A 26,725-nucleotide genomic window follows, 5' to 3' on the forward strand; every position below is an offset into this window, starting at 1 on the left:
ATGCAGATTTCGCTCATCCTTCCCCAAATCGTTGCGCTCGATGTTGTCTTTGCCCTGGCTGCGTGTCTACAGACGATCCACGTCCCGCTCATCGCATCGCGCCGCTCGTCCTATAACCGTAAGGTGATTTGCGCCTACGAGGCGAGCCTTGTGCTTCACTTGGTCATCTCGGCTGTCATTTTGTTCGCGTCGTCTGGCTCATATCTGGTGGCGCCGCTTGACGTTTGCGCCAGGGCAATGGGCGGAGCGCTGTGGCTCAATGCCGCGATCTTTGCCTACGGCGTAGTGCTTATGGTGCACTATCGTCGCCCCGTCATGCTGGCCGAGCTGCTGCTTGTTGCCGCCGTGACACCGCCGGTGGTTTTTGCCATGGGCTCGGCGTGGGCCGTTGTCCTTATCGCAGAGGGAGCGTTCTTCCTGTTCCGTTCCATCGCGGCGCTCTTGATGGACGTCCGTAACCGCCAGGAGGATATCACCGCGTTCTCGACGATCGAAACCATCAACGTGATTCCCGTCGGCATCCTGTATCTGGATTCAAAGGGCCATCCGTTGCTCATGAACCGCTGCATGCGCAAAAACCTCGCTGAGCTTCACATGCCCACCGACTTGCACGATATGAGCGGCACATGGAACGGCCTTCGAAAGCTCAGCGCCCAGATGCCCGAGAGCAGCAAAGACCGCGTTCGAATTGACCTGGATCGCTTTGGTGAGACACGCGCGGTGGTCGAGGTTTCTCCCTCCGAGATTCGCCTGTTTGTGTGCGACGACGTTATGATTTCGGGTCGCCCCTTGGAGCGCATCATCGGCTTGGACGTGACGGAGTACGCACATGCCCATGACCGCCTGGCGCACGCCAACCGACTGCTCGAGCTTGCGGGCCAAGAACTTCAATCGCAGATCGAAGAGGTCAAAAAAGTTGCTGACAATGCGGCCTATCTGCGTATGCGCGCTCGCGTGCACGACGTGATCGGGCAGCGCCTGTCCATCCTCCATCGTTATCTGGAGGAGGGACGTCTGGATGACGAGTCACTCGAGCAGATCGACCCGCTGCTGCGCTCAATCGCTGCCGATCTGCGCAGCGGGGGCGACGCCGAACCGGCAGAGCAACTGGGCGATATCGTCCATGCCTTTGGTCTGGTGAGCGTGCAGATCGATGTTGAGGGCGCGCTGCCTGAGGACGTGCGTGTCGCTGCAGCCTTTCTGCAGATTATCCGCGAGGCCTCGACCAATGCCACCAAGCATGCGCAGGCCCATCAGGTCCATGTGCGCCTGTGGCAGGAGACGTCGGAAGACGGTGCTGTTGCGCGGATGACCGTTTCTAACGACGGCGCGCCTGCACCCGTATCGTATCACGAGGGAACGGGTATCCCTGGTATGAGGCATGTCGCACAGAATCTGGGCGGCAGCCTGGAAGTCCACGCCGCCCCGCCCTTTACGCTTGCAGTGTCCATCCCGCTCGCCTCCAACGCCACGGTCCAAAGGAGAAGCTCATGATCCGCGTGTTAATCGTCGAAGACCAGGCTATCTTGCGCGAGAGCCTGGCGCGTTCCGTGGGCGACCAGCCCGACATGACCGTTATCGCCGCGATCGCCGACGCCTCGGATGCCTTGGACGTTGTGCTCAAGGAGCGTCCGGACATGATACTGATGGATGTGTGCACCGAGCACGATTCCAACGGCATCGTGGCGGCGGCGCGCATCAAAGAACAACTGCCCGAGTGTCGCGTCATCATCATGACGGGTATGCCCGAGATCACCTTTGTGGACCAGGCGCGCGAGGCGGGCGTCGACAGCTTTGTGTACAAGAACGTCGGTATCGACGAGCTATTCGCCGTGATGCGCTCCACGCTGGCGGGTTACTGCACGTTTCCCAAGCCGCCCGAGAGCATCTTCTCCGGCACGGCGGCCCTCGACGATGTCGAGCTGTCGATCTTGCGCCTTGCCTGCGAGGGTAAAAGCCGCCGCGAGATTGCGGCCGAGCTGTTTATGAGCGAGGGCACCATCAAACGCCGCATCTCGGAGATTCTCAACAAGACCGGCTACGACAACATCATGCGCCTGGCCGTGCGCGCGGTGACCGAGGGCAGCATCGTTCCCAACATGGAGCGCTAACGCTCGTTACGCATCGGCATAAAAGCGACGGGGCCGCAGGATCAACTCCTGCGGCCCCGTCTGGTGTGCGCGGATGTGTCCGCCAATCCGCGGCTGTCGTGGTCTACCGCTACGCGATGGTTGCGCTGTAGGAGGCGACGTCCTCGTAGGAATCGGTCAGGTAGGCGTCGATGCCGATGGTCGTGTTGACCAGGTCGTCAAGGCTGTCAAGCTCGCCGCTCGAGAACGTGAATTCCTCGGTGGCGTTGGTGCCGGGCATCAGGTGAGCCGAGAACCAGGGTTCCTTCATGGTGCCGTTGACGTTGGTCTTGCCGGAAGGAGCGTAGAAGGTCAGGTCCTTGTCGCTCTTGTTGGTGATGTTGACGACAAAACCGATGTCGCCCCACTCGTCCTTGAACTTCTCGGTGATGGTGATGGTGCACAGGTCGTCATCGGCAACGGTGACGGCGGGGGAGATTTCAATCTTCTGGACGTCGTCGTCTTCGACGGCCTCGTCGATCTCTTCTTCCTTCTCGGCCGCTTCGCGATCCTTCTTCACCGTGCCGGACAGATCCTTGTCGGACTTGGTAAAGACAAGATTGCCGTCATCCTCTTCGAGGATGAGCTTGCCGTCCTTGAGCTTCATGTCATGCGACTCGTCTTCGGCGGTGATGGTTACGGTGGTGGCGTCCTTTGCCTCCCATTTAAGGTCGACGACTTCAAGGAACAGGTCGAGGGCGCCTGTACCGTCCTCATCGAGAATCAGGACGCAGTGCACACCCCAATCCTCGAGCATCTTCATGTACTCATCGGTCAGTTCTTCGCCCTCCAGGGTTCCACCCGAGAGTTCCCAGCTGCCGACGAAGTTGGCCTTGGGGTCTTTGCCGCCGCCGCTGCAGCCCGTCAGGGCAAAGGCGAGCGCAAGGACGCATGTCAGAAATGCGAGTACGGACTTTTTGAACGTTGTCTTCATGGTGTCCTCCTTTATCGAACGAAACCCATAGAAGCAAATGCGGGGGTGGCGGATCCCCCGCCAATTACCAGATAGAGGGGCTAGGGCCTGGGCGTTCCGCAGTTGCTGCAGAACTTGCCGCCGTTTTCGCTGCCGCAGTTGGGGCAGAACCACTTGGCCGGTGCCGGGGCGGGTGCGGGACTGCCGCACTCGGAGCAGAACTTGCCGGTGTTGGTGGCACCGCAGCTGCAAGTCCACGTGCCGGCCGCGGGGGCAGCGGCAGGAGCCGGTGCGGGGGCGGGTGCCGGAGCCGGCTGCGGGGCGGCCTGCTGCTGTGCCTGGCCGGCGGCGAACAGCTGGCTGGCGTTCATGCCGCCCATGCCGCCTGCCATGCCCATGCCCATAAAGCCGGCCATCGCGCCGTTGGGGTTGGCGGCTGCCGCTCGCATCGCATCGCTCTGGGCGCTGGCGATGTTAGCTGCCGCCATGGTGGGATCGCGCATGACCGCGGCCTTCTGCAGGTCCTTGATCATCTGCTCGTCTTCTTGCGAGGCGGCGATGGAGTTGACGCCAAAGCTCACGATCTCGACGCCGCGCAGGTCGCGCCAGTCGGCCGAGAGGACCTCGTTGAGCGCGCGGGCGAGCTCGGTGGTGTGGCCGGGGATGGCACTGTAGCGGATGCCCATCTCCGAGATCTTGGCAAAGGCGGGCTGCAGGGCGGTGAGCAGCTCGGACTTAAGCTGGCTGTCGATCTTGTCGCGCGTATAGCTATCGGTTACGTTGCCGCACACGTTGGTGTAGAACAGCAGCGGGTTGGTGATGCGGTACGAGTACTCGCCGTTGCAGCGCACGGAGATGTCGACATCCAGGCCAATGTTGTTATCGACCACGCGGAAGGGCACGGGCGAGGCGGTACCGTACTTGTTGCCAATGATCTCCTTGGTGTTGATGAAGTAGACGCGCTGGTCTTTGCCCGCGTCGCCGCCAAAGGTAAAGCGGCTGCCGATGTTGGCAAACGTCTCCTTGATGGAGTCGCCCAGGTTGCCACTGAAGACGCTCGGCTCGCTGCCGGTGTCAAAGACAAACTCGCCAGGCTCCAGCGCGACCTCGATGATCTTGCCGTTTTGCACCACGAGCATGCCCTGGCCGTCGTTGACGGCGATGACCGAGCCGTTGGAGATGACGTTGTCCTCGCCGCGCGTGTTGGAGCTACGGCCGCCGGTGCGCTTGCTGCCCTTGCAGGCCAAGACATCAGCGGGCATCGATTCGCAATAGATAAATTCCTTCCACTGGTCGGCCATGACGCCGCCGGCAGCACCCAATCCAGCTTTCAAGAGTCCCATGGTGATCTTCCTTTCTCGTCAAAGGCCGGGCGGTATTGGTCAGAATGGCTAATCGTCCTTGTCGTCCTTCATGACGACGGTGGTCTCGGTGTGGCTGAAGGTGTCGTGCTTCTCGGTCAGGTCGAGCTCGCCACAATACTCATCGGCGTGGGTGGCCTCGTTGGCCGTCTTGAGCTGGCCTACCAGCAGCACGTCTCCGATAATCACGATGATCAGCGGCGCGACGATGTTGATGAGGATGCCCTCGACATCAAAGGCGAAGTAGTCCGGATCGAAGGCGTTCCCGCCCATAAAGAGAATTTGGGAGAGAACAAATCCGATCACAAAGAACAGCACCGAGGCGATAGCGAGCTTGGGCTTGGAGCAGGGAAGCTCGCCGACCATGCGGCCGGTTTGGCCGTTCATGGCAAACAGGTAGCTCTTGCCATTCCACGAGGTGGAAAGCATCCACACGGGGAACAGGGCGTAGTTGCTGTCTTCCCAGGTGTAGTCGAGCTGCTTGCTTTCGACTGTGGCATCGTCATATTCGTCGACGACGGTCTCGCGCAGGGCCGAGATCGTACTTTCTTCCATACGACGCTCGGCGCGCGCTTTGCAGGTCTCGCAATCCTCGTCATAGCGGTTGGCGATGTAGCCGGGCATATAGGCGACCGAGAACGGGCGCAGCGCGTCGTAGTCAAACGGCTCGATGGCATCCATGTGGCCGTCGGGCATCTTGGACGATCCGTCGACGGGCACGCGCTCAAACGAGATATTGCCCTTACGGTAGGCATCGTAGTGGTCGGTGGTCGTGACGGTGCGGTCGGATTCCTCGGTTACGGTCTCGTTGGTCGCGTCAAAGTACACTTCGCCGTTAACGCGGGCGCCGTAGAGCCAAAACGGTACGTAGACGCCTTGGACCTCGTCGATGTGGTTGCCGGTGACAAAGCTCTTGGGCAGTAGGAGCTTGCCCTTGTAGTGTTCCTTGAGCGCGGTCATGACATCGTCGCGTCCGAGCTTAAACGGGATCACCAGATCGGGCGAGAAATCTCCCGAGAGCTGGCCGGGTGCCACGGCGGAGTTGCCGCAGTACGGGCAGGTGGTAACGGCGACAGTGCCATCGGACACGAGCTCGGCGCCGCACGACGAGCAGATGTAGCCGGCGTTTTGGGCCAGCTCCTGCACGGCATCATCGACAGCGGGTTTGGGAGCTGCTGCTGCGGCATCGGCTTTGGCATCGGCCTTGTCCTGGCGCTCGCGATAGAGGGCCTCGACTTCTTCGACTTCAAAACGCGAGTCGCAGTAGTCGCAGACGAGCTTTTGCTCGGCACTGGTAAAGTGAAGGGGGCCGCCACACGCGGGGCACTGATAGTTGACGCTCTCGAAGGCCATGATCGGTCCTTTCCGTGCCGGGTGCTATGCGCCGATAGCGCCGCCGCAGTATTCGCAGCGCCCGCTGGCATCGGGAATGGTGGTCGCACCGCAGAAGGGGCAGGTGACTGCGGTCTTGGGGGCCTTGGCGGCCACGACGCTGTCGCGCGTCTCCTGGCGCAGCTGCACCAGCGCGTCGCGGACCTCGGTTGCCTGGCGCTTGGCCTCGCGGTACTCGATGGAACCGCGCTGGTCGATGGTGGAGTCGTTCACGCGCAGGTTGATCTCGGTAAAGTACGGCGTGTTGACGTGGATGGTCAGATTAAAGTCGTAATCCAGGTCGTAGCGCGGCGGGTTGTAGCTCTCGCGCTCGCCGTCCTTGGTCTCGCGATAGATTTCGGTGCGATGCTCGTCGATATCCATATCGCAGCCGAGTACCTGCGAGAACTCGATGATGTCGGGATTGGCGTCGCGCCAGCGGCTCTGCGAAGTGATGATCAGCAGGCCCGCGTCTTCGTCGAGCATGATGTTGGTGCGCCCGGCAGAAAGCGTGCGCGTGGGATTGAACGACGCCAGGCGCTCGGCATTGGCCTCACGGTAGGCGAGCTGCTCGCGGATATCGTCCGCGGTGCTGGAGCGATAGCCGTGAAAGTAGGGGGAGAGCTTGCCGACGCACTCTTTGCACAGGTAGCCCTCGTTGATTTTGGTCTTGCCGAGAAGTCCCAGCTCGGTACCGCAGATCGCGCACTCTTTCTTCTCGAACATCTTGTCAAAGAAGCCCATGGCTGCCTCCCATCAACTGGTAGCGTGTGTCACTTTTGATGATGGGGGAGTGCGCGATCTTTCACGATACCCAGACGGCTCAACGAGTCTCCACAACTGGGACACATGGCCCATTTTTCCTACTCATTGGGGACGTACTCATTGGGGACGCACTTAAATGAGTGAAACTACTCATTTAAGTGCGTCCCCAATGAGTGCCCGCTCGCTCGTTTGGCGCCTGGGGGACACTCTTTGTCGAATGTGGGCGTTGCCCTTGCTACGCCACGGTCACGGCAACCTGGGCGTAGCGGGTGCAGGGGCGCTCGGCGCGCGTCTGCACGGTAAGGGTGAGCACGAAGCGGTCACCGGGCTGCGCGTCGGCGGGCACGATGAAAGCGGTGTCCACCGTGCATTCTTGCCACATCGACAAATCCTGGACGCCTGCATAGCTCGATGGATCTACGGCCACATCCCAATGTGCATCGAAGCCCTTGTCGTCGGGGTCGACGATGGTTGCCGCAAGGGCGACGCGCTCGCCGGCTGCGGCGCTGCGGTCGGCCGTGGCCTCGACAACATGTGCCGGATGCGAGCAGATGGCCGGATCATGGGCGCACCATTGCGCGCGGACGGCAAAGTCTTCCTGATAGGCGCGCAGGTAGGGATTGAGATTGTCGTCTGCGGGCGTGCCGAGGGCGGCAAAACCGGCGGGCGCGCTCGCATCGGGGTGTCCATCAAGAAACATGCGGCCCAGCAGTGTATCGAAGTCGCGGTCGTCGATGCCGCGCAGGCCAAACGGCAGCAGCGGAATATAGGTCATGCTGTCGCCTTCGGCCATAAAGTCGCCGCGCTCAAACTGCACCGCGGGCATACCGTCCAGGCTCCAATCCAGACGGGCATGCTTGCCAAACTGAAAGCGCTCGGGCTCGTTTTCGTAGACCTTACCATCGCCATAGAACATATAGCGCGCCATGAGGGGGCCGTTGCCCTGCGTGAGATTCTGCTCGGGCCAAGGAGCCTTAAACAGCGGCAGCGTATCGGGCTGAGCTGTTTTGGCGTCGAAATAGTTGCCATACATATAGGGCGTACGCCAAAAGATGAGCTCGGGAAAGAGCTTGCGCCCATGGTCGAGCCACGAGTTATCCTGCCCCACACCATCGGCAACGCCCATCACGCGCACCTTCTGATAGACCCGCTGCTGTACGGCGGGCCACTCGGGCGTGGCGCGATAGCGCTCGGCAATACTCATGAGGGCGCGAACGATCGTATTCATACCACCCCAGCTGAGCAACCATAACGTACGCGGATCATCATCCAGAATCGCCTGCGCAATTACGCGAGACCCCTCAGTTTCCTCAGTCACATCACCCTCAAAGGCAACATTTCCCACAAACGTACGCTCGATCATCTGGGCAGGCGTGGGAAACGGCGGTTCACCGGCGGCGTCCGCATTTGCCTGCAACTGCGGCCAAGCCTGGGCATATTCATTACTCCAGAGACTCTCAATCCAATGCTCGGGAAACGGCCGATACTCACGAAGCTCGCCGGCTAGCGGATCGGGCTCATGAGGCACAACAGCCCACTCATAAGAGCGCCGCCCTTTGGTCCGCCAATGCGAATTCACCTCGCCGAGCGTATGAACCCCATCCCCAAGAAAGTGATACTGCGAAGCCGTATACACCACAGCCTGAACATCAAGCAAGTTGAGATACAGAGCCAAATGAACAAGTGAGTTCATATCATCGACTTCCATATCAGTGGTAACAATCACCCGAGTCAACTTCTGGGACATAGGAACAGCTCCAATCAAAATCAATTCAGCCAGTTACGCGCAAGGCAAGACAGGACCCATGCCCCCATCGCCACCGACCCGGCGGCCCGCTAGAAGCGGCCGGCCAGGGTCACAGCAACGTCAACGCAGCGGAGACCGGGGTTTAGTCTTGCAAACATTCCGCAGGGGGCATGGGCAGGCGCAGCGCGAAGCGCAAAGCGCCAGCCCATGCATGCCCGAGGACGTTTGCGAGACTAAACCCCGGTCCCCGCGATGGGAGGGCTTAGCGGTCGACCCTGGCCGACCACTCCCAGCAGCCCACCGGCTCGCCGTCGATGAGTACGTTGCCCCCGTCGAAGTCTTGATAACACAGGTCGTTGAATTGGTGGATCCACACGCCGTGGTTGAACGTCTTCTTGGCCGAGCCGTCGGCCTCGCGATACACGCCGGTCAGGTCCTCGACATGGCTAAAGTAGGTGAGGTGCACGTTGGCGCCGGCATCGCGCAGGCGCGCCGTGAGCGGCAGCACGGTCTGTTGCGGTGACACAAGCTCGTCGCCCTTGGAGTGCGTAAACCACAGCGGCGTCTTGGCGAGCGCGGCCACGTCCTCGTCCGTGGCGTTGTACCACGGGGCGCAGCAGGGAAGGCCCGCGGCGAAAAAATCGGGGTAGTCGGCGCACAGGCGCAGGGTCATAAAGCCGCCGTTGGAAAGGCCGGCGACCACGATGCGGTCGGTGTCGATGCGGTCGGCATGCTCGGCGACGAACTCGTCGATAAGCGCCTTGAGCACGGGGGAGTAGGTGCTCTGGTTGGAGTGACCAAGCTGCTCGACGCCGTTGTCCATCCAAAACGTGGGCGACTGCGGCACGAGCACCCAGGCGAAGCCGCCAAAGTAGCGCTGGATCTGCGCCTGGCTAATGGCTGTGACGCGGTTGCCGATATAGGCACGCGTGGCGCCTTCGCCTTGCGTGGTGCCCTTGCCCTCGCCGGCGCCGTGCAGATACACCACGAGCGGGGCCTTTTGGGGCACAACCGTTGCCTCGGGCGCAAAGGGGTTGAAGCATGCTGAGTCCTCGGCCTTAAAGCTGGGCTCAAAGAAGCCGTATTCGAGCGCGATGCCGTTGACGGCGGTCTTTTGCGTGGCGTTGCTCCAGCCTTTGAGCGCGGGACAGATATCGCCACGGCAGGTGTCGAAGACCAGGCCGCAGGTGGGATCGTCGCCGTCGTTGCCGGGAAGAGCTGTGAGCTGCGTGATGCGCAGCTGGTCATCGAGCATGCGCGAGCCCATGACGCCGCCTTCGATGGTCTTGGTCAGGCGCTGCTCGGCGACCTCGAGCGCCACGTGGGTGCCCACAGCGAGCTTGCGCCCGTTCTCGTCACACGGATACGCGCGGAGAACGTCGATGTAGCCCACCGAGGGCGCGGCATGGTCGGCGCCGCGCTCCTTGCGCATCAGGACCTCGCCCGTGCGCTCGTGACGCTCTACATATATATGGAAGGTGCTTGCGTCGATATCGTTGGCGCGCACGGTGCAGGGCAGGTCGAGTACGACCTTGCTGATCCAGGGGCCAAAGTCGCCCAAGGTGGTGACGGTTGCGTAGGTACACGATTTGAGTTCCATGAGCTGCCTCCCTTGTGCCGCCAACACGAAACATAAGCGGCAATACAATATAAACATGTTTAGTTTAATCCAGAATTGCAGAACAAGCAGATAAACTCGGTAAACGGCAAAACTGAACACGCAATGAACCACTAAACATATGTTTACTAACTTCTAGCAGGGCTTCTGCTGATGAGGTAACAGGTCAGCGAGGTGTTTATCAAAATAAAAGCCCACGTAAAGAGCTATATATGAATAGATGGCCAAAGAGACCATCTTCTGCCATTTAAATACGCTCACCCCCGATTTCCTACCGTTCACCGGACTTCAGACGGCAAAATTGCCACAAATGAGGCGCTCCGTGTAAACTAAAGCCTGTAAACGTTCAGTAAACACCTTGTTTACAAAAGCGTATCCAAGGGTCCGGCAACCGTAAGGGGTTATAGTCGCCGGGCCAAAGGCGTGCCTAAGCCCAAGGGGGCTGGCACACGAAGATATGGGGAGGGGTCCCATGGCAGTAGATAACAAGCAGATTGCCACCGATGTCCTCGAGCTCGTGGGCGGCGCGGAGAATGTTTCCGTTGCCACCAACTGCATGACGCGCCTGCGTCTGACGCTCAAGGATAACAGCAAGGCCGACGTGGAGAAGATCAAGAAGGTCAAGGGTGTTCTGGGTTGCCAGTTCGCCGGCAGCCAGCTCCAGGTCATCATTGGCCAGAACGTGCCCAAGGTGCTCGCCGAGTTCGTCGCCATCTCCGGCGTCAAGCAGGGTGAGGCCGTCAACGAGAACCTCGATGCTCCCAAGGAGAAGTTCGAGCTCAAGAACCTGCCCAACATCATCCTCGACTATCTGTCCGGCTCCATGACCCAGCTCATCCCACTGCTCATGGCTGGCGGTCTGTTCCGCACCATCGCGGCCGTCCTCGGCCCCACCATGCTCGGTGTGCTCTCCGATACCGATCCGACCTATACGTTCCTCTACACCACGCTGTACGAGGCCACGTTCACCTTTATCCCCATCTACCTGGGCTATGCCGCCGCTAAGAAGCTCGGCGCCTCTCCGGTTCTGGGCATGCTCCTCGGCGGCGCTCTCATGGCCCCGTCCGTCGTGAGTGTCGCGACTCAGGAGGGTGGCGGAATCATCTCCGTCTACGGCATCCAGATTGCCGCTGCCAACTACCAGCAGTCCGTCCTGCCGATCATTCTCTCGGTGCCCGTCCTGTACTTTGTTGAGAAGTTCTTTAAGAAGGTCATGCCCGACGTGCTGTCCACGGTCTTCACGCCGTTCTGCACCATGATCGTCACGATCCCCATTGCCTTCATCGTCCTCGCTCCGATCGGCAACGAGATCGGTACGCTGATCGCCAACGCCCTCTTCGGCCTTGCTGACCTTGGCGGCATCGGCATCCTGATCGTCATGGCCATCCTCGGCGCCTTCTGGCAGCTCTTCGTGGTCTGCGGCATGCACATGCCCGTCATCCTGCTCGCTCAGGTTCAGATCATCGCTGCCGGCTACGATCCCTTCGTCTTCGTTTCCACCAACTGCGCTATGGCCGCCGTCTGGGGCTGCGCCTTCGGTGCCTTCCTCAAGATGAAGAACCCCGACGAGAAGTCTCTCGCCATCGGTTACGTCATCTCCGCCATCGCCGGCGGCGTCACCGAGCCCGCGCTCTTCGGTATCCTCATGCGCTTCCGTCGCACTATGCTCGGCATGTTCATCGGCGGTGCCATCGGCGCTGTGTTCTCCGGCCTCATGGGTGTTACCTACTACCTGGCCGGCGGTGCCTCCAACTTCCTGGTCTTCACCAACTACCTGCAGGGTGGACAGATGAACACCGTCTGGGCTATCGTCGGTATGGCAATCTCCTTTGTCATCGCAGCAGCCGTCGTCTTTGCCACTGGCTTCTCCAAGGAGGAGCTCGCCGAGATGGAGGCCTAAGGCCAAACCATTCGGTCACATACGACCTTACCTACACGACAGGGCCCCGTCAGGCGCAAGCCCGGCGGGGCCCTTCTTACAAGGTAGACTGATTGGGGGCGCGTGGCGCCTACTCGCCGGGGCTTGCTAAGCGCCAGGGGCTTTCGCGCGGGGTTACCGCGAAAGTTTCCGGCGGTTCGCAAATCCTTTATCAAACGAAAGGACATGCAGATGAGTTTGGGAAAGCTGACCGTCAACGGTCGCCAGGACGGCTTTTTGTGCGAGGGCAAGCCATTCTTTTGGTTTGCCGATACGTGCTGGAGCGCGTTTACGAGCATTGCCGAGGCCGATTGGGACTACTATCTGACCCGTCGCGCCGAGCAGGGCATGAACGTGCTGCAGATCAACACGCTGCCGCAGTGGGATCGCTGCTGCCCCGATCTGGGCATTTGGCCCTATGCCAGCGAGGACGGCGTGCATTTTGATTGGTCCCGACCCAACCAAGCGTACTGGGATCGTGCCGCCGCCATGTGTCGCGCTGCCGTCGAGCACGGCATTCGTCCGGCGCTCGTGCTCATGTGGTGCAATTACGTGCCCGGTACCTGGGGTGCCAAGGTCTCTGAGCGTTGCGGTGCCGAGATTATGCCGCGTGAGGAGGTTCGCGCCCACGTTGCCCGCGTCGTCGAGAACCTGGGCGAGTTCGATCCTGTCTACGTGGTGACGGGTGATACCGATTTTGCCGGCGACGAGGCGATTGCCTATTACGAGGACGCGCTCGACGAGGTCGTCAAGCGTGCGCCCGAGGCGCTGCGCACCATGCATATCAACCGCGGCAATCGCACCATTCCGGCGCAGTATCTGGACCGTCTGGACTTTTATATGTTCCAGCCCGGGCACAACTACGAGGGCCAGCCCGAGGCTTGGCACTTGCCGCAGGACTTTATCGCCAACTATCCCAAAAAGCCGATGGTCAACTCTGAGCCTTGTTACGAGCAGATGGGTGCGTCGCGCAATGTGTACTGGCGCTTCACCGCGCAGGATTGCCGCGCGAGCGTATGGTCGTCGATTCTTGCCGGTGCCAGCGCGGGTGTGACCTATGGCGCGCACGGTGTTTGGAACTGGCAGACTAGCAAGAGCCAGGGCTCGGTGTTGGGCGAGGGCTTCGATATGCCGTTCCGCTGGCAGGAGTGTCTGCAGTTTGCGGGCGTTTGGGACTTTGGCGCGATTGAGCACGTGCTTGCCGGCCTGGGCGCTTCGGCTGGCGATGACGCGCTTGCTGTGGTTCCGGCGCAGGAGCTCCTCGACGACGCGCGCGAGGCCATCCGCGTGGCGCGCGTTGGCGATCGTGTCGTCGCGTACCTGCCGCGCACCACGGCGCTCAAGTTTAAGCTCGACGGCGCGCGTGGCTGGACGGCGACGGTTCTCGACATGGAAGACAAGCGCATCGCCAAGCTGCCCGTTCGCGACAACGGTGACGGCACCGTGCGCGTGGCTCAGCATCCCTTTGAGCACGACGCCCTGGTGATCCTGACCCCTGGGCGCTAACGGCTCTTCTCCAACATTTACAACCCAGTCCCTTTCATAAGGCTGCGACGGAATGGTTCCTGCATGACGGCTTTAAGCTGTCAAGGGGAGCCATTCCGCCGCACTCATTGGGGACGTACTTAAATGAGTGGTTTAACTTGAGACGGGACTTTTTGACCGCCTGATGGGTCGCGCGCCACGATTCGGGCGTCACAGCAGCTCGCCGTGGCGGGCAATGTAGCGGCGCTTTGCCAGCTGAGTGAGCGCGATGTAGGCGGTGACGATGCCGATGAGCAGCGCGAAGAAGCTCGCCGGCAGCGGCAAGAGGCCGAGCGCATCGGCGATGGGGCTTGCCGGCAGCCAGGTGACGAGCGCCAGGCCCAGTACGGTGAGAACGCACAGCGCGGGCGCGGCGTGGTCGCGCGGGCTCGGCAGGCGCGGGGAGCGCAGCATGTGGATCACGAGCGTCTGCGACCACATGGACTCGACAAACCAGCCGCTCTGGAAGAGCGCCACAAAGGCCGCCATGCCTGCGGCGTTGCCCGTCCCGGCGAGCTCGGACCAGCTTGCGCCTACGGTGGCAGGGCACACCACAAAGAAGAGCGCGGCGAAGGTTACGATGTCAAACAGCGAGCTCACGGGACCCAACTCGAGCATAAAGCCCTTAATGGACGCGGCGTCCCAGGCGCGCGGACGGGCGGTCCAGGCGTCATCGACGGTGTCCCACGGCAGCGCGATACACACGATCTCGTAGACCAGCGACAGCAACACCAGCTGCAGGGCGCTCATGGGCAAAAACGGCAGGAACAGGCTCGCGACGGTCACGGACAGTACGTTGCCAAAGTTGGAGCTCACCGTGGTCTTGAGGTACTTGAGCAGGTTGCCGTAGGTGCGGCGGCCTTCGATGATGCCGCGCTCGAGCACGCCCAGGTCCTTCTGAAGCAAGATGATATCGGCGGATTCCTTGGCGATGTCGACGGCCGAATCGACCGAGATACCGCAGTCGCTCGCGCGCATGGCGGCGGCGTCGTTGATGCCGTCGCCCATAAAGCCCACGGTGTGACCGAGCAGCTCGCGCATGACGCGCACCAGACGCGCCTTCTGCAGCGGCGAGAGCTTGGCGAAGAGGTGGGTGTGCTCGGCGCGCTCGGCAAGCTCGGCGTCATCGAGCGCATCGATCTCGGAGCCCAGCAAGACATTGCTCGCGTCGATACCGATCTGCTCGCAGACGGTGGCGGCGACGCGATCGTTGTCGCCGGTCAGGACCTTGACCGCCACGCCCTTGGCCTCGAGGGTGGCGACGGCGCCCGCGGCACTCGCCTTGGGCGGATCGAGGAAGGCCAAAAAGCCCATCAGCACCATGTCGCACTCGTCGGCGATGCCAAACTCGCCCACGCAGCGCGGATTGGTCTTCTGCGCCACGGCAATCACGCGCAGGCCCTCGGCGTTAAGTCCGGCGACCTGCTTTCGAATCTGGGCGAGCCTCTCGTCGGTGAGCGGCTGAGCGATGCCATCGACCTCGACAAAGGAGCAGATCTCGAGCATTTCCTCGGCAGCGCCCTTGGTAACCATCTGGGTTTTGCCTTGGGCGTCGGCGACAACTACGCTCAGGCGACGGCGCGAGAAATCGAAGGGAACCTCGTCGACCTTGGTATAGCGGTCGCGCAGACTCTGGCCCAGCATGGAATCGGGCGCGACGGTCGAGGGCGTCAGGTCGGCACGGTCGATAACGGCCAGGTCGATAAGGTTTTTGAGGCCGGTCTGGAAGAAGCTGTTCAAAAACGCATGGCGCAGCACGCGCGCGTCCTCGTTGCCGTCGGTGTTGAGGTAGCGCTCGAGCACGATGCGGTCTTCGGTGAGGGTGCCGGTCTTGTCGCAGCACAGGACGTCCATCGCGCCGAGGTTTTGAATCGCCGGCAACTCCTTGACGACAACCTGGCGACGGGCGAGGTCCTTGGCGCCCTGCGACAGGCTCGTGGTCACGATGACGGGAAGCATCTGCGGCGTGATGCCCACGGCCACGCTCGTGGCGAACAGCAGCGCGTCGATGACGTTGCCCTTGGTGGCGGCGTTGATGGCAAAGACGGCCGGCGCCATAACGAGCATGAGGCGCACGAGCAGCATGGAGACGCTCGAGACACCGCGGTCAAACGCGCTCTTCTCGCTGCGCCCGTTGAGTATCTTGGCGATGCCGCCCAGGTAAGTGTCCGAGCCGGTGGCTACGACAAGTGCCATAGCGGTGCCGTTTTGCACGGAGGTGCCGGTAAAGACGATGTTCTTGCAGACAGAGAGCGGCAGCGCGGAGCTGTCGGCACCCTCGGCGACGGTGATGGCAGCGGTCTTTTCGACGGCCTCGCTCTCGCCGGTGAGTGCAGACTCGATCACAAACAGGTCGCGCGTGGCGATGATGCGGGCATCGGCCGGCACCATATCGCCGGCAGAGAGACGGATCACATCGCCGGGGACGAGCTCGTCGAAGGGAATCTCGAGGCGCTCGCCGTCGCGCAGGGCGGTACAGGTGTTGGAAACCAGGTCCTTAAGGGCCTCGGCGGCATTGCCGCTGCGGGCTTCCTGGATAAACTTCATGCCGCCAGATACCAGCAGCATGATGCCGATAACGATGACCGTGGAGGGGTCGCGCTGGGGCTCGGGTACGGCGAGCACATCGATGTAGAGCGAGACCAGCGCGAGCGCGGCGAGGATGCCGGCGAAGGGGTCGATGAACGCGTCGGCGATGCGGCGGGCGAGTGTCTTGGTCGGCGCCTCGATGGTGTTGGGGCCGACGGCGTCTAGGCGCTCGGCGGCGTGCTCGGTACCGAGTCCGCCAGCCCTGGCGTCAAGCAGCACGAGGGCGTCCTCGGCGCTATGGGTGGCGGCGAATATGGTGTTCTTGGCAAGGCCGGTGTGAGCGGCGGGGCGCGCCGTGCGGCGGCGCTTGGAGATGGCTTCGAGTACCGTGGCGGTTTTGAGCATCAGCATAGGGTCCTCCTTGTTGAAGGGAGTTAGCGTACGTGTCGTATTTGCTTCAAAAAACCTAGATGTCGCTCACGTCATGCTTTCAAACCACCACAAAGGGACAGGCACCTTTGTGGTGGTTTTGACGATCGGTTAGTGGCGCTTATGCGTGCGCGGAATCCTCGCGGCGTGCCGAGGGCGACATGCAGGTTTTTCGACTATGGCTGCCTTCCATGGCACACCCCCTTAAGGCCGGGCGCGGCGCGCTTTGGGTATCTCGTACCCGTTTTAATCCGCCCGTATTTTTGATGAGGGGGTTTGCCGTGTCAACCCCTTTGTTTGGAAAACCATTGCCCCTGACAAAGCCTTTACAGAATGCTGAGGCCCCAAAGCGCGCCCGCAACGCGCCTTGCCTGCGCTAAACTGGAAGACACGTACGCGATTACGAGAGGAGCCCGCATGGAGGCTTACAAGCAAGAGTTCATCAAGTTTATGGTCGAGTCCGATGTTCTTAAGTTCGGCAGCTTTACGCTCAAGAGCGGCCGTCAGTCCCCGTTCTTTATGAACGCCGGCGCTTACGTGACGGGCTATCAGCTCAAGAAGCTGGGCGAGTATTACGCCCAGGCCATTCACGATAACTTTGGCGACGACTTCGACGTGCTGTTTGGACCGGCCTACAAGGGCATTCCGCTGGCCGTCGTGACCGCCATTGCCTACCACGAGCTGTACGGCAAGGAGGTCAAGTACTGCTGTGACCGCAAGGAGGCCAAGGACCACGGTGCCGACAAGGGCAACCTTTTGGGCTATGAGCCCCAGGACGGCGACCGCGTGATTATGGTCGAGGATGTCACCACCTCCGGCAAGTCCATCGACGAGACCTACCCCAAGGTCAAGGCTGCTGCCGATGTCGAGATCAAGGGCCTTATCGTTTCCCTCAACCGCATGGAGGTCGGCAAGGGTGGCGTGACCACCGCGCAGAAGGAGATCGAGGCCAAGTACGGTTTCCCCGTCGCGAGCATCGTCTCCATGGCCGAGGTCGTCGAGACCCTCTACAACCACGAGATCGACGGCAAGGTCGTCATCGATGACGAGCTCAAGGCCGCTATCGACGCCTACTACGAGCAGTACGGCGTCCGTTAGTTACGCGGTTTTACCAAACCGCGTAACAGCTCGACGCTGCAAACCCGCCAGAGCGGCAATCTGCCTTTCAACTTCGGCGGCATGACCAGAAGGTCAATGCCGCCTCGTTTCAAGGCACCTTGCTCGCTCTGGCGGGTTTTCGCTGTCGCTACCAAAACATCGGCACTCCCGTTGCTGGCGATGCGGCACTTGGGGACGTTCCTTTTTTGCCGGCACTTTGGGACACTCCTGATGTAGTCATTGGGGACGTTCTTAAATGACTACTTAGGATGAGCGTCCAAAATCCGCGCTCGTTCGATTGGCGCATGTCTACGCAGCGTAGGTTGTCGAGCCTGGCCTTCAAATGGATACTGACTGTCGAACCGGTTCACTCCATTTCTTCAATTTGATTGGACAGCCCATGAACCAGACACGGCAAACCAATGCCTCCCATACTTTTTTGGCAGCGCATGCCATTAAGCAGCTGCGCGAAGAGCGCGGCCTCACCCAGCGCGCCCTGGCGGAAAGCCTTGGTGTGACCGATAAAGCCGTCAGCAAGTGGGAATCCGGCCGCGGCCTTCCCGACATTTCCCTCGTTGAGCCTTTGGCCCAGAGACTCGGCATAAGCGTGGCTGAGCTTTTGGCTGGTGACATTCGGGCCAACGCCAACCGTGCAGGCAATATGCTCAAAGGCGTCTTTTACGTTTGCCCTATCTGCGGAAACGTTGTGCACGCGCTCGGAGAAGGCAGCTTTAGCTGCTGTGGCTCCACGATGTTTCCCCAGGAGGCCGAAGAGCCGGACGCGGACCACGCCTTTTCCATCGAGCGCATCGAGGACGATTGGTACGTCACGCTCGATCATCCCATGACCAAGGATCACTACATTAGCTTTGTGGCATATGCGACTATGGACGGCGTCTGCTTTAAGAAGCTCTATCCAGAGCAATCGGTGCAGCCGCGCTTCCATATTACCGGGCGCGGCAGGATATATCTTTACTGCAACCAACACGGGCTCTTTACGTCGCTGACGCCTCGCAAATAACGGCTGTCTATCCGCCCTCCTCATGCGTTTCCCAGGGGACCCAAAATGAGCGTGGATAATCTCCCGGTTTTGGCCTGTGCGCGGGCTCAAAGTGGGAGATTATCCACGCTCGTTAGGTTAGTGTCCGAAAATCCACGCTCGTCGCTACTTGAGTCCGGGCAGGCGGGTGTAGGGAAACGACCGCTCTAAGAACTCGGAGCAGCGGGCGTAATCTTTGGCAAAGTAGCTGCTGTAGAGCGAATCGAGCACGTATTGCACGGCGATGTGGCTGGCGAACTGTGTGATGCGATGCGTCATGCTCTCGTGATCACTCACCGTGAGATAGGCGGCAAAGCCGGGGTGAATGCGGGCGCAGTGCGGTGTGCCGATGACGATGGCCGGGACATGTCGACTGCTGAGGATTGGCAAGATCTCCCTGAGGTTGGGGGCAAGGCCGCTGTAGGAGATAACGATTGCCACATGGTCGGGGCCCGAGGCGAGCGCCGTACGCACCTGCGCCTCGACACTGTCGTGGCACGTCGCGCTTTTGCCGGCGGAAAGCAGGCGATCGCGGAACATTCCCGCTGGATACAGATTATGCGAGCCCGTGTAGATGTCCACGGTGCCGGCGCGCACGATAAGCTTGGCGGCCTGGTCGAGCTGTGTGGGGTCGAGCAGCTCCTGCGTTTCGGCCAAAGTGGTCTGATAGAGCCCCTCCATACGCTCCATCACCTGCGCAGGAGTGGAGGTGGCATCGAAGGGAAAGTTGATGTCCACGTCGCGCCGGTTACCCGTCTCGGCTGCCTGACGGATGAGCTCGACCTTGAGGTCTTTGAATCCCTCGAGGCCGAGCTTTTTGCAAAAACGGTGCACGCTCGCAACGGAAACGTTGGTGCGCGCGGCAAATTCCTTAATAGAGAGCCCGCGGACGTCTTCGCCCATGGCAAGGGCCGAGATGCCGAGCTGTTGCTCGGTAGGGGTAAGGCCCTGCGCCTCGGAAATCTTGCGTTTGATATCCATGCGAACTCCCACACTCAACAAACCTGCCAAAAAAGGACAGGTTTATTTTGGCAGGTTTTGCCCGCAAAGGGTAACGGGACCGAGGATGCCGCTCGGGGCGACGGGTTCGGTGAGGGCGAAGATGTCGGGAATCGCATGATCGAGCGTGTTGATGACGTCGACGGTGAGTTCGTGCGTGCCGGCGGCAAGCGGGTCGATGGCAAAGCGATAGGGCGGACAGATGCGTGTGCCGAGTGGGTGTCCATCGAGCGTAAGTGTCGCGACTTCGTAGACATCTCCCAGGTCGATTGTGGCATCGGCAAGGTCGTTCGCCAGCTCGAACAACGTGCGATAGCGGAACGTCCCGCAGGCATTGGGGAATCGCTCGGCCGTGAGATCGCACAAGTGCTCGAGTTCCCGCGGGGCGCCAAAGGTTCCGCCGCCGGCAGGGGAGAGGGCGACGTTCCAAGGGCCGTTGATGTCGAGGGCGAGCGCATCGCTCGAGCCCATGTCCGCGCCGCCCCCGGACTCAAGCTCGCCGTCCGTCTCCAAGGCAACGAAGCAGCTCTCGAAGGGTGCGAGCTCAAGCGTTCCGTCAAACGCAACGGGATCGGTGCCATTCAACAGGTCGAGGCGCGTGCCGCAAAGTCGCTCGCCTTGCGCGAGTTTAACTGTGCAGCCGATGCACTCGCGCGGGTGCTCGTTGACCAGCATGACGTAGGTCTCGCCGGCATGCTCGTAGCGAAGCGCGCGCAGCCAGGGCTGGGGCGTGTCGGTGACAACCGTCTGCAGCCCAACGCTCGCCAGCACGCCCGCCATATCGGCAAGCGGAGTCGCTGCAAGTTCACCCAGTTCAACCACGCCATCGGCGTCGTAAAGCGCGCTCGGCACCTCGTCGACGGCGAGGGCCATAACTCCCGCATCCATCATGCGCCTTACGGCCCGCGCCGTCGCCGAACCAATAAATGAAGCTCCTGGCATAACAAACGCCTGGTAACGACAATCGTTTACGGTAAGCATTCCATCAGCAATTGAAACCTCGTAACGGTCCTCATCCTCAAAAGCCTCGGCGGGCACAAAATCAAAGTCGATCTGCGCGCGCGTGAGCTCGGCAGCCACGCGCTCGATAGGCATGGCGCTGCCGGCCCACTCGGCATCGGCGTGGTACAGGATGGCGACGGGACGCGTGGCGCTGCCTCCCGAAAGCAGCGTTGCCGTACGGTTCATATAGCTCATGAGCTGGCCAAAGTGCGGCCATTGCGGATTGTTGCCGTGTGCGTAAAAGTGCGGCGGGCAGTCCCAATCGGGGAAGGGCGCCATGCTAAATGCGTGCGGCGTAAACCAGTTAATACCGCGGACGAGCATGTGGTCGGCGATCCATTTCATCTCGCGAAGGCCCTCGTGCCAGCCGAAGGCGCCAAAGACCTCGGCCATACAGCGCCCCTGCTTTTTTGGGTCGAGACGCGCGGCCGAAGAGCCCAGCTTGGCAAGCGCGTAGGTAAAGAACTCCATGTTCCACGCGCCGTGGAAGTAGCTGTAGCGCCCGTGGTCGATGCCGGGGGCAAGCTGGTTGATGACAACGTCGATGCCCGCCATATCTTGTCCGGCGACCGCGCGGAAGTAGTGCCCGGCGCCCTGGCCCAGGCGCGTGTGGCAGCTTTTGTCCTCAATCACATGTCCGATGTGCATGACGCCGCGCTCGCGGCACCAGTCGCCAATCTGCTCGTCAAAGCATGCGCGGTAGAGTTGCGTGGCAATGTCCATGTAGGCGTGACGGGCTCGGGCACCATCTGCCTCGCGTGTCCAAAGGCCGTGTAGCTTGGTGAGCCAGTCCTCGCCAAGTGCATTGCACAGGCGGCTGGCAAGCTCGTCCGACCAGGGCAGTGACATATCGCCGCGTCCAATAAAGCTGCTGGTAGAAGCATCGTCGAGAGCCGTGCCCTTCTCGTTCATAAAGCCCGGCTCATCGGTAAAGAACCCCAGTATGGTGCAGCCGAACTCGTCGCCCAGGTGCTCAAACGTGGGCTCGTAGACGGCATCGATGAGCACACGGCACGAATCGGCGTCGACCATGTTGATGTACTCATCGCGAAAGCCGGTCTTTTGGCTGGTGACGAAGAGCTCGACGGTGGTGATGCCGGCGGGCGCGTCAAAACGCAGGCGAGCGGGGGTGCCGTCGGCCTGCTCAACGGAGAGCTCAAGGTCGAGCGGTGCGCCGGCGGCGTCGAAAGTCGCCGCGCCCACAAAGCGCTCCGTGTGATCCATAAGATTGCCGAGCTTGATGACCGTGGACGGCTGGGGACCGACGACCGTAACCGTGCGATGTTTGAGCACGGTCTTCTTAAGCGCGGGGTCGACGTTCTCGCCCGCAAGCGCGCCGTTGGCGTAGCCCGTGGGGAAATGGGCGTCGTCGAGCAGCCAGATCTTCAACCCTAAGCGCTTGCACTCGCCGATGATAAAACGCAGGTCAGCCCACCAGCCGTTGCGACAAAACTCGGGATGCGTGCGCGATTCGAGGCAGACCTCGCGGATGTTCGCACCGGCGATCTGCTCCAGGTATTCGGTAATCGTCTCGTGCGCCTCGCCCTTGAGCCACAAGAACGGAAGCACATGGTTGTCGTGTGCCGCCATATCCACTCCTCTAAAACCAACCTTTTAAATCGATTGAAGTCAGAGTACGCCGAGCGCGCCGTCCTGCTAATATCAAAACCACAGCAGAATATGACCGAATCAACGATTGTAATGCCATGGATCTTGCACGTTTAGACAGCCTTCTGCTCGAGCTGACCGACAGCGAGCGTGCTTACCACGCGGGCGCCCGCTATGACTGGAATGATGCGTTCAGCTGGGGTCATCAACAGAATATCGGTGAAAAACATATCCATAAAATCGGTGACCCGACGCGAGCCTTGCACCAAGAAGGCATGCCTGAGGGCCTATCAATCGTGCGCAGCTCGCGCTTCAACCCTGTACCGGAGCATGTGCACGATTATGTCGAAATCAGCTATGTCTATCGCGGGCATGCGCCGCAGACCGTCAACGGCGAACAGCTCATGCTTGCCCAAAACGAGGTGCTCTTACTCGACGCCGCCTGTCCACATGCCGTAGGCGAGCTCGGCGAGCATGACATTATGCTGAGCATCGTCATCTCGCGGCCGATGTTGCACCGCAGCCTAGAGCAGAGCCTGTCGCCGTCAAGCACCGTCTCGCAGTTCCTCATTAATGCCCTCAATGACGAAACCGACCACCGCGGTCATGTGCATTTCCGCACGGGCAACAGCCGCCGCGTGCGCCGATATATGCAGGAGATGCTGTGCGAGCTTCTGGAGCCGACGGCTGCGAGTCCCCAGATCGTGTCGAAGCTGTTTGAGTTGCTGCTGGTCGAACTTATGCAAAGCTATGAGACATCGCTGCTGCAGGCGGACATGCCCAGGCTGCCTTCGGCGCAGGTCGCGGCCGCCGTGGGCTACATCGAGCGCCATGCCTGCGATTGTACGCTCGAGGACGTAGCTCGCCACCTCCATCTGAGTCCCAACTACGCAAGCGCACTGCTCAAGCGGCAGACGGGCCACACGTTTATGCAGCTCGTGCAGGAGAGCCGCCTGGCACGCGCGGCAACACTGCTCGACGCCGGTGCCACTGCCGAAACCGCGGCGCGCGAGGCCGGCTACGCCAACATGAGCTTCTTCTACAAAAAGTTTGCCGAGCGCTATGGCTGCACGCCGGCAGCGTATCGCCAGCGTTTGCCCAGATAAAACCGACCAAAATAAACCTGTCCCTTTTTGGCAGTCCCTTTTTGGCAGGTGTCAGGAAGTGTCAGGGGCGGGGTGGCGGCGGGGTGCCGCTGCGAAAAGAAGTGTCGGGTTTGGCACCCCTGCCCCTGTCTGTCGCGTGCGTGGGCGATACTCGGCTTATCGAACCGCGATGCAAAGGAGATGCTCATGGCAAACATCAAGTTCCCCGAGGGCTTCTATTGGGGTGGCGCCACCGCCGCCAACCAGTTTGAGGGTGCTTGGAACGTGGACGGCCGCGGCCCTTCCGTCGACGACCACTTCCTGGGCGGCAGCTACAAGGAGCCGCGTCAGATTACGATCGACATCGACCCCGACCGCTTCTACCCCAATCATGACGGTATCGACTTCTACCATCACTACGAGGAGGATATCGCGCTGTTCGCCGAGATGGGCTTTACCATGTTCCGCATGTCCATCTCTTGGAGCCGCATCTTCCCCAACGGCGACGACGCCGAGCCCAACGAGGCCGGCCTCGCCTTCTACGACCGCGTCTTCGACTGCCTGCGCGCTCACAATATCGAGCCGCTCGTGACCCTGTCGCACTACGAGATGCCCTATCATCTGGTCGAGAAGTACAACGGCTGGGCGAGCCGCGAGCTCATCGGCTTCTTTGAGAAGTACTGCCAGACCGTCTTCGACCGCTATCAGGACAAGGTCAAGTTCTGGCTCACCTTCAACGAGATCAACTGCGGCACCCAGGACATGGGCAACCTCTTTGGGACCAGCATGATCCAGGGCTTTGAGGGCCCGGCTTCGGCGGTCCACACCACGCCGCAGGAGCGTATGCAGGCGCTGCATCACCAGTTTGTTGCCAGCGGCCGTGTCGTGCGCTATGCCCACGAGCACTACCCGCAGTTTAAGATGGGCAACATGGATTGCTTCATCCTTTCCTATGCCGCCACGTGCGATCCGGCCGACGTGTTCGCAACGCAGCAGGAGATGAATACCATGAACTGGTACTGCTCCGACGTGCAGGTGCGCGGCAAGTATCCGTTCTATGCCAAGCGCTTCTGGGCCGAGAACGACGTTGAGCTTGTGATGGAGGACGGCGACCTGCAGGATATTGCCGACGGCAAGGTCGATTTCTACACCTTTAGCTACTACATGTCCGGCACCGTGGGCACCCACAAGGATCACGAGATGACCGAGGGCAACATGACCTTTGGCGGCAAGAATCCCTATCTGGAGTCCACCGACTGGGGCTGGCAGATCGATCCGCTGGGCCTGCGCATCGCCCTCAACGAGATTTACGCCCGCTACGAGATTCCGCTGATGGTGGTCGAGAACGGCATGGGCGCCTACGATGAGGTCGAGGAGGACGGCTCCATCCACGATCCGTATCGTATCGCCTACTTGCGCAGCCACGTCAAGGCCATGGGCGAGGCCATTGCCGACGGCGTCGACCTGATTGCCTACACCTGGTGGGGCCCCATCGACCTGGTGTCCGCCGGCACGGGCGAGATGCGCAAGCGCTACGGCTTCATCCACGTCGATAAGTACGACGACGGCACCGGTACTTACGAGCGCCGCCGCAAGGACAGCTTCTACGCCTACCAGAAGATCATCAAGTCCAACGGCACCGAGGGTCTGGCTTAATCGACAATATGAGTGCCACTGGGGAAAAGGTTTTGGGAAGGGCTTGGAAGGGCTTGCGATTCGAGCCCTCGCCTTAGTATTTTGGCCATTTGGCACTATAATCACCATAGGCATGCGCATAACGTTGCGCTTAATCAAGAGGAGAAAACGTATGGGTCTGTTTGACATGTTCAAGAAGAAGGCTGAGCCCGCGGCTGCCGCTGCTCCGTCCTCCATCTCTGCTTCTGCCGGCGCCGACGTGCTGTGCTCGCCCGTCAAGGGCAAGGTCATCAAGATGGCCGACGTGCCCGATCCCGTCTTTGGCGGCGAGGTTCTGGGCAAGGGCTGCGCCGTGTGGCCCGAGGACGATCTGGTCTACGCTCCCTGCGACGGTAAGGTGACCGTCACCATGGGCCACGCCGTGGGTCTGCAGTCCGATAGCGGCATCGAGGTTCTGGTGCATGTTGGCGTCGATACCGTCAACATGAACGGCGACGGCTTCGAGGGCTTCGTCAAGGCCGACGACGTCGTTAAGGCTGGCCAGCCCATGCTCAAGATCGACCGCGCCAAGATCGCCGCTGCCGGCTACAAGGACTGCGTCGTCGTGGCTGTGTCCAACACCGCCGAGTTCGCCGACGTCGAGCTCGCCGTCGAGGCTGACTCCGCTGTCGCCGCCGGCGATGCCATCGTCAAGGTCGTCCGCAAGTAAACTGCGGCAACATAAGGATGTGCAAGGGTGATCGGGTTATCCGGCCGCCCTTTTTTATTACAATGCGGCGGAACGTTTTATTGCGCGTTGGGCGGAACGGTAAACCGTTCGGACGTTAAATCGAGCCGACTGCGCCTTTGCTTTGCCCGGGGTGTTCGTTAGCGGCTAGTATGGCCTTATTGTTACGACGTGCACCGCGCCGGGAAGCGCGGTGCCGCTTGTTGGGAGGAATGTCATGAAGAAGAAGCTGCTGCTTGCGCCCCTGATGGCTGTTCTGGTCGCGTGCGTGGTTGTGCTTTCCGGCTGCGGAGGCCCTTCGGTTGAGGAACTCATCACCGAGGATCTTACGACGCAGTTTGACGAGGTCAAGAACGGTGGCGACGACTTCCTCGCCGGCCTGGAAGAGGCCTCGGGCGACGAGTTCGAGCAGCTGGGCATCGATCCCAAGGAGTATGCCAAGAGCTATCTCGAGGGCTTTGACTACAAGATCGGCGACGTGACGGTCGACGAGGACAAGGGTACCGCAACTGCCGAGGTCACCATTACCTGCAAGTCCATGAACCAGATCGTTGAGGATTTTGCCACCCAGTACCAGGAGAAGGTCGCCGCGCTCGATTCGATGCCTTCCGATGACGAGCTGTACAAGATGGCCGGTCAGGTTATGGTCGATGTGACCAAGGCTGCTAAGACCAAGGACACCAAGGTCACCTTCAAGTACTCCTGCAATGACGACGGCGAGTGGTCTGCCGACGATTCCGCAACCAACGAGATGATGAATGCGATGATGAGCTAGTTCGTTGCGGCGTTTTACCAAACGCCGCAACTGCTCGACGCTGCGCGGGCACCAGAGCGACAACTTGTCATTCAAAGAGGACGGCATAGACCAGAAGGTCTATGCCGTCCTCTTTTCATGCCAATTTGTTCGCTCTGGTGCCCGCTCGCTGTCCGTCCTCTACCTGCGGCGTTGCCATGGTAGTCATTGGGGCGGCACTTGGGGACGTTCCTTTTCTGCCGGCAGTTGGGGACACCCCTTGCGCCAGCGTTGCATCGCGAACGCTCGGGAAAATGCGAGCCGGTATTTGGGCGAATTCCGGGTCGCGGTTTCCGGATGGGGTGGGTTGCGGAAAGTGCGACCCGGAATATTGCTCCAAAACGGGATGTCGTTTCCCCGACGGGGCTCAAGCGGAAAGCGCATCCCATTCCGGAGCTCCAAAACGGGATGCGCTTTCCTCGCGGAAGAATTGTC

19 protein-coding genes are annotated in these 26,725 nt (G+C 60.8%); 10 read left to right on the forward strand and 9 right to left on the reverse strand.

All coding sequences use genetic code 11. From position 1 onward, the window contains the following. Positions 1–1,494 carry a sensor histidine kinase gene (locus tag DW823_RS02930; RefSeq protein WP_118080166.1) on the forward strand — a complete coding sequence of 498 codons (1,494 nt, stop codon included), beginning with the start codon at positions 1–3 and terminating at the stop codon, positions 1,492–1,494. Further along, positions 1,491–2,111: a response regulator transcription factor gene (locus DW823_RS02935; protein WP_117778716.1), complete on the forward strand. Its 621-nt coding sequence runs from the start codon at positions 1,491–1,493 to the stop codon at positions 2,109–2,111. The genes DW823_RS02930 and DW823_RS02935 overlap by 4 nt, the downstream gene beginning before the upstream one ends. 109 nt (positions 2,112–2,220) lie before the next feature. Here the strand turns inward: DW823_RS02935 and DW823_RS02940 are convergent, their stop codons facing one another. From DW823_RS02940 to DW823_RS02965, 6 genes are all read right to left on the reverse strand, one after another. Continuing rightward, positions 2,221–3,063, reverse strand: a complete 843-nt coding sequence (locus DW823_RS02940; protein ID WP_099432494.1) for a hypothetical protein — start codon at positions 3,061–3,063, stop codon at positions 2,221–2,223. A gap of 80 nt (positions 3,064–3,143) precedes the next feature. Then, positions 3,144–4,385 carry an SPFH domain-containing protein gene (locus DW823_RS02945; RefSeq protein ID WP_089573532.1) on the reverse strand — a complete coding sequence of 414 codons (1,242 nt, stop codon included), beginning with the start codon at positions 4,383–4,385 and terminating at the stop codon, positions 3,144–3,146. 48 nt (positions 4,386–4,433) lie between these two features. Then, positions 4,434–5,756, reverse strand: a complete 1,323-nt coding sequence (locus tag DW823_RS02950) for a hypothetical protein (protein ID WP_118080169.1) — start codon at positions 5,754–5,756, stop codon at positions 4,434–4,436. A 24-nt stretch (positions 5,757–5,780) separates the two neighbouring features. Then, positions 5,781–6,518 carry a DUF4428 domain-containing protein gene (locus tag DW823_RS02955; RefSeq protein WP_055252143.1) on the reverse strand — a complete coding sequence of 246 codons (738 nt, stop codon included), beginning with the start codon at positions 6,516–6,518 and terminating at the stop codon, positions 5,781–5,783. Positions 6,519–6,774: 256 nt separating this feature from the next. Further along, positions 6,775–8,286 (reverse strand): nucleoside hydrolase-like domain-containing protein, encoded by a 1,512-nt coding sequence (locus DW823_RS02960; RefSeq protein WP_118080171.1) that lies wholly within the window; start codon positions 8,284–8,286, stop codon positions 6,775–6,777. Positions 8,287–8,548: 262 nt separating this feature from the next. Continuing rightward, positions 8,549–9,886 carry a prolyl oligopeptidase family serine peptidase gene (locus tag DW823_RS02965; RefSeq protein WP_118080173.1) on the reverse strand — a complete coding sequence of 446 codons (1,338 nt, stop codon included), beginning with the start codon at positions 9,884–9,886 and terminating at the stop codon, positions 8,549–8,551. A gap of 490 nt (positions 9,887–10,376) precedes the next feature. On the opposite strand from DW823_RS02965, the gene DW823_RS02970 reads away from it, so the two are divergent. Both DW823_RS02970 and DW823_RS02975 read left to right on the forward strand, forming a co-directional pair. Next, positions 10,377–11,804, forward strand: a complete 1,428-nt coding sequence (locus DW823_RS02970) for a PTS transporter subunit EIIC (protein ID WP_055252140.1) — start codon at positions 10,377–10,379, stop codon at positions 11,802–11,804. Between the two features lie 210 nt (positions 11,805–12,014). Continuing rightward, positions 12,015–13,328, forward strand: a complete 1,314-nt coding sequence (locus DW823_RS02975) for a DUF4038 domain-containing protein (protein ID WP_118080309.1) — start codon at positions 12,015–12,017, stop codon at positions 13,326–13,328. 189 nt (positions 13,329–13,517) lie between these two features. On the opposite strand, the gene mgtA is transcribed toward DW823_RS02975, so the two are convergent. Next, on the reverse strand, positions 13,518–16,286 hold the full coding sequence (mgtA, locus tag DW823_RS02980; RefSeq protein WP_118080175.1) for a magnesium-translocating P-type ATPase: 2,769 nt from the start codon (positions 16,284–16,286) through the stop codon (positions 13,518–13,520). A 435-nt stretch (positions 16,287–16,721) separates the two neighbouring features. On the opposite strand from mgtA, the gene pyrE reads away from it, so the two are divergent. After that, entirely contained in the window at positions 16,722–17,402 is a 681-nt protein-coding gene (pyrE, locus tag DW823_RS02985) for an orotate phosphoribosyltransferase (protein ID WP_118080177.1), read from the forward strand. Between the two features lie 400 nt (positions 17,403–17,802). Then, positions 17,803–18,423, forward strand: a complete 621-nt coding sequence (locus DW823_RS02990) for a helix-turn-helix domain-containing protein (protein WP_117839941.1) — start codon at positions 17,803–17,805, stop codon at positions 18,421–18,423. A 144-nt stretch (positions 18,424–18,567) separates the two neighbouring features. On the opposite strand, the gene DW823_RS02995 is transcribed toward DW823_RS02990, so the two are convergent. Beyond that, positions 18,568–19,422 carry a MurR/RpiR family transcriptional regulator gene (locus DW823_RS02995; RefSeq protein WP_118080179.1) on the reverse strand — a complete coding sequence of 285 codons (855 nt, stop codon included), beginning with the start codon at positions 19,420–19,422 and terminating at the stop codon, positions 18,568–18,570. 42 nt (positions 19,423–19,464) lie between these two features. Next, on the reverse strand, positions 19,465–22,032 hold the full coding sequence (locus tag DW823_RS03000) for a glycosyl hydrolase (protein WP_118080181.1): 2,568 nt from the start codon (positions 22,030–22,032) through the stop codon (positions 19,465–19,467). 116 nt (positions 22,033–22,148) lie between these two features. Between DW823_RS03000 and DW823_RS03005 the strand changes: the two genes are divergently transcribed. The 4 genes from DW823_RS03005 to DW823_RS03020 all read left to right on the forward strand — a co-directional run bounded on the left by DW823_RS03005 (position 22,149) and on the right by DW823_RS03020 (position 26,272). Beyond that, complete coding sequence (locus DW823_RS03005; RefSeq protein ID WP_118080184.1) at positions 22,149–23,156, forward strand: AraC family transcriptional regulator; 1,008 nt, start codon at positions 22,149–22,151, stop codon at positions 23,154–23,156. 186 nt (positions 23,157–23,342) lie between these two features. Beyond that, positions 23,343–24,791, forward strand: a complete 1,449-nt coding sequence (locus DW823_RS03010; protein WP_118080186.1) for a glycoside hydrolase family 1 protein — start codon at positions 23,343–23,345, stop codon at positions 24,789–24,791. A gap of 151 nt (positions 24,792–24,942) precedes the next feature. Next, on the forward strand, positions 24,943–25,479 hold the full coding sequence (locus tag DW823_RS03015) for a PTS glucose transporter subunit IIA (protein ID WP_117634515.1): 537 nt from the start codon (positions 24,943–24,945) through the stop codon (positions 25,477–25,479). 235 nt (positions 25,480–25,714) lie between these two features. After that, positions 25,715–26,272, forward strand: a complete 558-nt coding sequence (locus tag DW823_RS03020) for a hypothetical protein (protein ID WP_117634513.1) — start codon at positions 25,715–25,717, stop codon at positions 26,270–26,272. Positions 26,273–26,725: the final 453 nt, after the last annotated feature.

The sequence above is a fragment of the Collinsella sp. AM34-10 genome, from assembly GCF_003469185.1.
GTDB lineage: Bacteria > Actinomycetota > Coriobacteriia > Coriobacteriales > Coriobacteriaceae > Collinsella.